We start from the raw sequence: 8519 nt of genomic DNA, 5'->3' as shown, positions 1-8519 counted from the left end.
TAATTAAAATGATTAGATTAAGATTTAGAATGAACTAGCAGCTAAAAAAAGTGCAATGTTTAATGTAAATCGAAGAGGCTCAGTAGCTCAGTCGGTAGAGCAAAGGACTGAAAATCCTTGTGTCGGCGGTTCGATTCCGTCCTGAGCCACCATTAATAAGCCGGAGTAGCTCAATTGGTAGAGCAACTGACTTGTAATCAGTAGGTTGAGGGTTCAAGTCCTTTCTCCGGCACCACTCTTGGAGGGGTAGCGAAGTGGCTAAACGCGGCGGACTGTAAATCCGCTCCTTAGGGTTCGGCGGTTCGAATCCGTCCCCCTCCACCAGTTTTTAGGGGCATAGTTTAACGGTAGAATAGAGGTCTCCAAAACCTTTGATGTGGGTTCGATTCCTACTGCCCCTGCCAATTAATAAGTTAACTTGAATAATGGCGGTTGTGGCGAAGTGGTTAACGCATCGGATTGTGATTCCGACATTCGTGGGTTCGATTCCCATCAGTCGCCCCATTGGGGTATAGCCAAGCGGTAAGGCAACGGATTTTGATTCCGTCATGCCCTGGTTCGAATCCAGGTTCCCCAGTTTATTTGCGGAAGTAGTTCAGTGGTAGAACACCACCTTGCCAAGGTGGGGGTCGCGAGTTCGAACCTCGTCTTCCGCTCCATTATTTCCTCCGGCGGCATAGCCAAGTGGTAAGGCACAGGTCTGCAACACCTTTATCACCGGTTCAAATCCGGTTGCCGCCTCCAGTTTTTTAAATTAAACTTTGATACTTATATTTTGCCGGTGTGGCGGAATTGGCAGACGCGCGGGACTCAAAATCCCGTATCCTCTGGATGTGTCGGTTCGACCCCGACCACCGGTATCTTAGCTAAAAACCAGTTAATACAAGAAATAATAAAACACCCTCAAATGTTGATTTGATAACATTTAAGGGTGTTTTTGGTTTATATAATAGAGGCCAGCTTTTTGCTATTAGATTTTAGGTAGAAAACATAAAAGATACTGGAGGATACCGTTGGATATGTAACACTAAATACATGTTTAGCACATCAACTATTTTCTTGCGAAACAGGTAGATATTATAATAGATTTGATAGATATATTTCCTTACAAAAGTGTGTAATTATCGAAAAAGTTAAGGATGACTACATTACCAAAAGAAGTTACCTATAGTATAAAACTTTAGTTTAGAACTTACATATTTTAATTAATATCAAACACTAGTGCTTTTATTAACCGCCTGTTCCACCTATTAAATTTGGTAAAAACATAATAAATGGCTCTGCAAACATAAAAACAAATAGTAATATGATTAAGGCTATTGTAAATGGAAGTGTCGCTTTAGCAACTTGTTCTAAAGACAATCCACTAATAGCACTAGCAACGTTAAGGTTATCCCCAACCGGTGGTGTTAAAAAGCCAATTTCTGCTGCTAAAATCATGATAATTCCAAAGTGCACAGGATGCATTCCTAATTCTGTTACAACAGGCAATAAAATAGGGGCTAATAATATAATTCCAGCTAATGTTTCCATAAACATTCCGATAAACACAAGTAGTATAACAATTGCAGAAAGAATAACCCAGGAGCCGACAGGAAGAGATGTTAAAAACTCCGCAATTAATATTGGGATTTTTTCTATTGTAAGAATTCTTCCATAAGTAGAAGCAGTCGCTATAATAATAAGGATTATCCCAGAAATTAAAGTTGTCTGCTTAAATAATTCAATTGCATCTGCCCGTTTTATTTCCTTATAAATAAAAATTCCTAAAAAAGCACTATATGCTACTGCAATACCTGCCGCTTCAGTAGGAGTAAATATTCCTCCGTAAATTCCACCTAGTACAACGATTGGCATTAAAAGCGTCCATTTTGCTTCATTAATATACTTAAAGCGTTCTTTCCAAGTAGCTTTTTTTCCGGATCCAATAAACCCTCTTTTTTTAGAGATAATATAACTAATCGACCAAAGTAACACTGCGATAAATAAACCAGGTATGATGCCTGCAATGAATAAATCGCCAATAGAAGTATTTGTTGTAATACCATAAATAATTAAAGGTATACTTGGTGGAATAATTATCCCAAGAGTTCCAGCGGAAGCAACTACTCCTGAACTGAATCCTGGATCGTACTTTTCTTTTACCATCGCTGGAATCATAATTCCCCCGATTGCTGCAACTGTTGCAGGACCAGATCCACTAAGTGCGGCAAAAACAGTACAAGCCAAAATTGCAACCCCAGCAAGCCCTCCAGTCTGGTGACCAACAAATGACTTTGCGACATCAATCAATCTTCTAGAGAGCCCTCCGTGTTCCATTATTAATCCTGCGAATACAAATAGTGGAACTGCCATCAAAGCATAAGAATCTACTGTAGTGAACATTCCTTGTGCAATGAACTGAAGTGGCATTTTTTCAGTGATGAATAATGTTAAAACGGATGATATACCTAGTGCAAACGCAATAGGAACACTAAGAATCATTAAAATAATAAAACTTCCAAATAATATTAGAGTAGCCATGCTCACACCCCCTGTAAAATTAATGGCTTTCTTTTATGTTTTTCAATTCCTTAAAGCCATTTACGATATGTTGGGTAACTCTAAATGTCATTAATAAAGCTCCCATTGGTAATCCAAGATATACAATATACATTGGAATTTGGTTGGCAGGTGATACTTGTCCCATGTTGAACTGATTCATAACTGTTTGAACACTATAGTAATCTACAAATATTAGAAAACCTACCCAACAAAATAAAGCAATTATTTTAAGGATTTGACTATAAGTTGGAGAAATTTTATGAAGTATATTCACTAAAAAGTTAAATTTTACATGTCGCTGATATCTTACCGCAAAGGCTGCACTTGTATAAACAAACCAAACAAATGCATATCTGGATAATTCCTCGGACCATGTCAATGACTCATTAAAGATATAACGCATAACAACTTGGAAGATACATAAAAATGAGAAGAAAATTAATAAAATTGCGGATAAATACGTTTCAACATGGTCATCCAAATGTTTATAAAGATTCATTAAAGTCGCCTCCTTGAACACATTTAAACTAAATTACACCCAGAATTTCGTGATTAGATAATGGTATAATCGCCAATTTTCTGGGTGCTAATCTAGAAATTATTATTTTATTGCATCTAGGAATTTATCGTTTCCAGTAGCTTCAAGTAGTTGGATTAGCTTTTCTTTATCCACTTTATCTGCATTTTTTTCATAAAAAGGCACGGAAGCTTCAATCCATGCATTATATTCTTCATCAGTTAGGTCTCTAAAGATAGCACCTTCTTCTTCGAGCTTAACTCTTAGCTCTGCATCAATGGAACTATTTAATTCTCTCAAATACGTAACCGTATCATTTATAGAAGATTGGATTATTTCTTGATTTTCTTTAGAAAGGCTATTAAAGAAATCTTTGTTCATAATATAGATTTCAGGATCATAAATATGCCCAGTTGTTGTAATATACTTACTAACCTCGTGGAATTTACCCGAATGGATTAGTCCAAGAACGTTTTCAACTCCATCGACAACACCTTGAGATAAACCTGTAAACACTTCAGTGAAAGCTAAAGGTGTTGGATTTGCTCCTACTTCTTTCCAATAAGCGATATGCATAGGGACTTCCATCGTACGAATCTTCAGCCCGTTAATATCCTTAGGTGTAACGATTTCTCCTTTATTGTTGGATAAGTGTCTATAACCAAGTTCACCATAATTCAATCCAACAAGTCCGCTTTGTTCTAATCCTTTCAATAATTCTTGTCCAAATTCACCATCAACAACTTCATGTGCTGTCTTTGAATCTTTAAAAATAAATGGAAAATCAAATATTTGTAGTGCAGAAGAGAAGTTTGCAAGTACTCCAACTGAAGGAGAAGACATCTGAATATTACCTGCTTGTGTACTTTCTATCATTTCTCTTTCTCCACCTAGTTGACCATCAGGATAAATATCTACTTCGATATTCCCATCAGATCTTTCTTCAACAAGCCTTTTAAATTCCATAAATGCTTTATGTTGAGTAGTTTCTGTAGAGACAACATGCGCTGCCATAATGGTGATTTTTTTATCACTACTTGAAGCAACGCCACTACTACTTGACGTTGAATTTGTTTTAGAACACGCTACTAGTGTTAATGCAACAACAGCTAAAATTAAAAACAATAACTTTTTTTTCAATTTCTTCATATCCCCTTTATCAATGTGATAGGAACTTTCTTTAAGAACACACCATTCAATTACTTCTTAAAGTCTTAGTTTTTTTATATCTTCGCTCCTTTCAGTCGATTGTCGACATCAAAATTTTATTTTTTAATTCGCCAATACCTTTAATACGAACTACCATTTCATCTTTAGGATTTACGGGACCTACTCCAAAAGGGGTTCCTGTAATAATTACATCTCCCGGAAGAAGGGTCATTATTTTGGAAACATAACTCACGATATAATCTATTCCGAAAATTAAATTTTCAGTATTGGAACTTTGCTTTAATTCACCATTAACATGAAGAGTGATATCTAAATTACTGGGATCGATGTCTCTTACAATACCTGGGCCAATTGGACAAAATGTATCAAACGATTTTCCCCTAGTCCACTGTCCATCAGAAAATTGTAAATCTCGTGCTGTTACATCATTTGCGATTGTATAACCCAAAATTGCGTCTTTAGATTCTTTTTCCGTTATGTTTTTAGTTTTCTTTCCAATGACTATTCCTAATTCTGCTTCATATTCAACATGATTAGTTTGTTTAGGGTAAATAACTATATCCTCTGTAGCAATTACCGTTGTGTTTGGTTTAAGAAAAATAAGTGGTTCTTTCGGTAGTTCAAGATTAACCTCTTTTGCATGATCAACATAATTAAGGCCAATACAAACTACTTTAGAAGGCTCAGTAGGGGGTAATAATTTTAAATCTGTTATGTCTAATTCTTGTTCTGTCACAGTAAAATTGGTAAAAATGTCTCCGTCAATCACTTTTACTTTTCCGTCTTTTAATAATCCATACAATATATTACTATTTTGATTTTCAAATCTAATTATCATCGTAAATAACTCCTTTCATATTTCTTTGATTTTTTACATAACCCATAAAAAGGTAACAGTAGATTGAGGTATATTAACCAGGTAACAGATTAATAGTTTTAATACTCTATGTTCAGGGTAATCACATTTATTCTCAGCTAGAACTTTTCTAAAGTTTTTTTAGTAGTCATATTGTCGACTATCGACAATATAATAAAATATGGAGGGAATTATGTGACCAAAAAAGGATTATTGCCTATAATCGATTGGAGAAACCAGTATTAGAAGAATTAAAAAGTAAGTATGACGTTAAGTTTTTTAAAAACATAAATACTAAAACTGACAAAGTCTTTCTAGATTACTTAGAAAAAACGGAAGGGATTATTGGGTTAGATTTAGTAGTTGATAAGGATCTATTAGAAAATGCACCTAATCTAAAAATCGTCAGTAATGTTTCTGTTGGCTATAATAATTTGGATGTTGAAGAATTAACCAATAGGAACATTATGGCAACAAATACACCAGATGTCTTAACGGATACTGTTGCCGATACTGTATTTGGTTTATTATTAGCTACGGCAAGACGAATTCCAGAGTTAGACCATTTCGTTAAATCAAAACGATGGAATAATCCACTAGAATCAGAACATTATGGCATAGATGTGCATCATAAAACATTGGGGATTATTGGAATGGGGAAAATTGGGCAAGCAATTGCTCAGCGTGCAAGCCTTGGATTTGATATGAAGATTTTATACAATTCTCGTAAAAAAAAGCCGGAAGCTGAAGCAAAGTATAATGCTACTTATTGTAGTTTGGATGAATTACTTAAACAATCTGATTTTGTTATACTAATCACTCCATTAACGGAGGAAACAAATGGTTTTATTGGTCGAAGGGAGTTTCAACTGATGAAAAAGTCAGCCATTTTTATCAATGGGTCTCGAGGAAAAACCATTATAGAAAAAGATCTCATTGAATCATTAAAAAACGGGGAAATTGCCGCAGCTGGTCTCGATGTTTTTAAAATAGAACCGGTTGAACATGATAATCCATTATTAAACATGAAAAATGTTGTGACACTTCCTCACATTGGTTCCTCAACCTATGAAACTGAGTTGAAAATGTCTGAACTAGCGGCTAAAAATCTCGTTGCTGGTCTAAATGGTGAAAAACCACCTTCTTTAATTAATACGGACGTTTGGGAAAATATTAAGCCAGTAGTGAGTAAAAAAGTCAATTGACAAGTAAAAAAATAGAATTATATACTCTTGAACTAATTGTCGACAATCGACTAACTGGCTGATCTTTTCATTCAGGCAATATTAAGGGGGAATATCATTTATTATGAATGATTCCATCAAACAAGAGTCCTTAGGTGAACTTGTAGCAAATGAAATAAGGAAAAGTATCTGGAATAAAGAACTAGAATTTGGCCAAAGGTTAATTGAAAATGATTTATCGGAAAAGTACGATGTTAGTCGGAGTACAATAAGAGATGCACTGAAAATTCTTGAATTTGAAGAATTGGTAATTAGTAAGCCAAGAAAAGGCACTTATATTTCTCCGTTTTCTAATAAAGATTGGCGAGAAATAATTGAACTTCGAACGATGGTAGAAGCTTATGCTTTCGTTAAAGCAATTCCAAAACTTGACAGTGGGCAAATCAAGAAATTAGAGATGATTCTAGAAGATATGAACATCAATACAATAAATGAAAATTGGAACAATTTATTTGACTTAGACATGAAGTTTCATAGTTACGTTGTAAATTTATCTGGAAATTCTCGAGTTATTAGAATTTACGAATCCATTCAGGTTCAAATAAGAACTTTTCTTGTTAATCTTGATAAATATTATTCTAACCACCAGTCATTCTATGAAGAACAAAAAGAACTATTTGAAACTATGTTAACGAAGGACCCTGAACTAATTGATAAAAAGATCCGTATCCATATTGAATATGTAGAAGGTGAACTTCTGGCAGATGACCAAAATACAATTAATGATTAATTAACTTTATTAGAGGTGATAAGGATGCAAAACTTATTGTTTATTGATGGAAATTGGACTGGGGAAAACTTGGAGAAGTTTCCGGTCTACAACCCGGCTACTGGTGACATAGTATCTGAAGTCCCAAAAGGCGGTAAAGAAGAGGCGTTTGCAGCCGTGGAAGCAGCACATCGAGTATTTGAATCATGGTCTGCCACGACAGCTTATGAGCGAGCTGCTCTGCTGAAAAAATACTTTCATTTAATTATTGACCATGAGGAAGAATTAGCAGAATTAATGACAAAAGAAATGGGAAAGCCGTTTACTGAAGCAAAAGGTGAAGTTCATTATGCTGCGAACTATATTGAATGGTACGCAGAACAGGCAAAACGAATTTATGGTGAAACAATTCCTAGCCATGATAAAAACAAACGACTGCAAGTTTGGAAAAAACCTATTGGTGTTGTTGCTGCAATTACACCATGGAATTTCCCAGCTGCCATGTTAACGAGAAAAATGGGTCCAGCTTTAGCTGCTGGATGTACAGTCGTTATAAAGCCAGCAAGTGACACACCATTAACGGCAATTAAACTTGTAGAATTGGCGGAAGAAGCAGGGTTTCCAAAGGGAGTTATTAATATTGTAACTGGTTCTTCTAGTGAAATAGGTGGTGTCTTTTTATCAGATCCACGAGTAAAAAAGATTACCTTCACGGGTTCTACGGAAGTTGGAAAAGTTCTAATGCGACAAGGTGCTGACACCGTGAAAAAGCTAAGTCTTGAGCTTGGTGGTCATGCCCCAATGATTGTTCTTAACGATGCAAATATCGAAACTGCAGTTCAAGGAGTCATGGCTTCAAAATTTAGAAATGGTGGTCAGACTTGTGTTTGTGTTAATCGGGTTTATGTACAGTCTAAAATCTATGAACAGTTCATCGATGTCTTTGCCGCTCGAGTAAAGGAACTTAAAGTAGGTAATGGGATGGAAAGTGGTGTAAATATCGGTCCGTTAATTAATCAGGCTGCCGTGGAAAAAGTCGCTGAACATGTCCAAGATGCTGAAAAAAATGGTGCTACAGTAATTGTGGGTGGCGGCCAGCCAGAAGAAAAAGGGAATTACTATTTGCCAACAATCATTAAAGATGCAAATGAAAATATGTTAATTATGCGTGAAGAAACATTTGGTCCAGTTGCTCCAATCCAAAAATTTGAGAGCATTGAGGAAGCAATTAAATTAGCAAATGATACACCATATGGTTTAGCGGCATATGTCTTTACAGAAAATATTTCGCAAGGTACAAAAATTATTGAAAGATTAGATTATGGAATTATCGGTTGGAATGACGGAGCGCCTTCTGCTGTGCAAGCTCCCTTTGGGGGCATGAAAGAAAGTGGGCTTGGCCGCGAAGGCGGTCATCAAGGGATGGATGATTTTCTAGAAATACAATATGTATCGATCGGAATCTAAACATATATTAGG

7 protein-coding genes and 9 tRNA genes are annotated in these 8519 nt (G+C 35.7%); 12 read left to right on the top strand and 4 right to left on the bottom strand.

Annotation, left to right across the window (positions count from 1 at the left end):
• Positions 1-76: 76 nt before the first annotated feature.
• The 9 genes from OR571_RS06570 to OR571_RS06530 all read left to right on the top strand — a co-directional run bounded on the left by OR571_RS06570 (position 77) and on the right by OR571_RS06530 (position 860).
• Positions 77-152, top strand: a tRNA-Phe gene (locus OR571_RS06570).
• 7 nt (positions 153-159) lie between these two features.
• Positions 160-235: transfer RNA gene (locus OR571_RS06565), tRNA-Thr, on the top strand.
• A gap of 5 nt (positions 236-240) precedes the next feature.
• Positions 241-324 (top strand) — tRNA-Tyr (locus OR571_RS06560).
• A gap of 6 nt (positions 325-330) precedes the next feature.
• A tRNA-Trp gene (locus OR571_RS06555) sits at positions 331-404 on the top strand.
• Positions 405-428: 24 nt separating this feature from the next.
• A tRNA-His gene (locus tag OR571_RS06550) sits at positions 429-504 on the top strand.
• 1 nt (position 505) lies between these two features.
• Positions 506-577 (top strand) — tRNA-Gln (locus OR571_RS06545).
• A gap of 7 nt (positions 578-584) precedes the next feature.
• Positions 585-659 (top strand) — tRNA-Gly (locus tag OR571_RS06540).
• Positions 660-670: 11 nt separating this feature from the next.
• Positions 671-744 (top strand) — tRNA-Cys (locus OR571_RS06535).
• A 33-nt stretch (positions 745-777) separates the two neighbouring features.
• Positions 778-860 (top strand) — tRNA-Leu (locus tag OR571_RS06530).
• A gap of 370 nt (positions 861-1230) precedes the next feature.
• Here the strand turns inward: OR571_RS06530 and OR571_RS06525 are convergent.
• From OR571_RS06525 to OR571_RS06510, 4 genes are all read right to left on the bottom strand, one after another.
• Positions 1231-2523 (bottom strand): TRAP transporter large permease, encoded by a 1293-nt coding sequence (locus tag OR571_RS06525; protein WP_282242056.1) that lies wholly within the window; start codon positions 2521-2523, stop codon positions 1231-1233.
• Between the two features lie 19 nt (positions 2524-2542).
• Positions 2543-3043 carry a TRAP transporter small permease gene (locus OR571_RS06520; RefSeq protein WP_282242055.1) on the bottom strand — a complete coding sequence of 167 codons (501 nt, stop codon included), beginning with the start codon at positions 3041-3043 and terminating at the stop codon, positions 2543-2545.
• Positions 3044-3145: 102 nt separating this feature from the next.
• On the bottom strand, positions 3146-4201 hold the full coding sequence (locus OR571_RS06515; protein ID WP_282242054.1) for a TRAP transporter substrate-binding protein: 1056 nt from the start codon (positions 4199-4201) through the stop codon (positions 3146-3148).
• A 100-nt stretch (positions 4202-4301) separates the two neighbouring features.
• Entirely contained in the window at positions 4302-5069 is a 768-nt protein-coding gene (locus tag OR571_RS06510) for a fumarylacetoacetate hydrolase family protein (RefSeq protein ID WP_282242053.1), read from the bottom strand.
• Positions 5070-5266: 197 nt separating this feature from the next.
• On the opposite strand from OR571_RS06510, the gene OR571_RS06505 reads away from it, so the two are divergent.
• The 3 genes from OR571_RS06505 (at position 5267) to OR571_RS06495 (ending at position 8507) form a co-directional block, all read left to right on the top strand.
• Positions 5267-6292: a 2-hydroxyacid dehydrogenase gene (locus OR571_RS06505; protein WP_481900367.1), complete on the top strand. Its 1026-nt coding sequence runs from the start codon at positions 5267-5269 to the stop codon at positions 6290-6292.
• A 103-nt stretch (positions 6293-6395) separates the two neighbouring features.
• Positions 6396-7061: a GntR family transcriptional regulator gene (locus OR571_RS06500; protein ID WP_282242051.1), complete on the top strand. Its 666-nt coding sequence runs from the start codon at positions 6396-6398 to the stop codon at positions 7059-7061.
• A 24-nt stretch (positions 7062-7085) separates the two neighbouring features.
• The gene (locus OR571_RS06495) at positions 7086-8507 is read left to right on the top strand and encodes an NAD-dependent succinate-semialdehyde dehydrogenase (protein WP_282242050.1); all 1422 of its coding nucleotides are present in this window, start codon (positions 7086-7088) and stop codon (positions 8505-8507) included.
• Positions 8508-8519 lie beyond the last annotated feature (12 nt).

The sequence above is a fragment of the Psychrobacillus sp. NEAU-3TGS genome (assembly GCF_029955155.1).
Classification (GTDB): Bacteria; Bacillota; Bacilli; order Bacillales_A; family Planococcaceae; genus Psychrobacillus.
The sequence above is the reverse complement of the archived record's forward strand: the minus strand, read 5'-3'. Positions and strand labels throughout refer to the sequence as shown.

Excerpts from the sequence above, each read along its gene's own strand:
- OR571_RS06525 (WP_282242056.1), bottom strand. The coding sequence starts at position 2,523 with ATGGCTACTCTAATATTATTTGGAAGTTTTATTATTTTAATGATTCTT.
- OR571_RS06520 (WP_282242055.1), bottom strand. The coding sequence starts at position 3,043 with ATGAATCTTTATAAACATTTGGATGACCATGTTGAAACGTATTTATCC.
- OR571_RS06510 (WP_282242053.1), bottom strand. The coding sequence starts at position 5,069 with ATGATAATTAGATTTGAAAATCAAAATAGTAATATATTGTATGGATTA.
- OR571_RS06500 (WP_282242051.1), top strand. The coding sequence starts at position 6,396 with ATGAATGATTCCATCAAACAAGAGTCCTTAGGTGAACTTGTAGCAAAT.
- OR571_RS06495 (WP_282242050.1), top strand. The coding sequence starts at position 7,086 with ATGCAAAACTTATTGTTTATTGATGGAAATTGGACTGGGGAAAACTTG.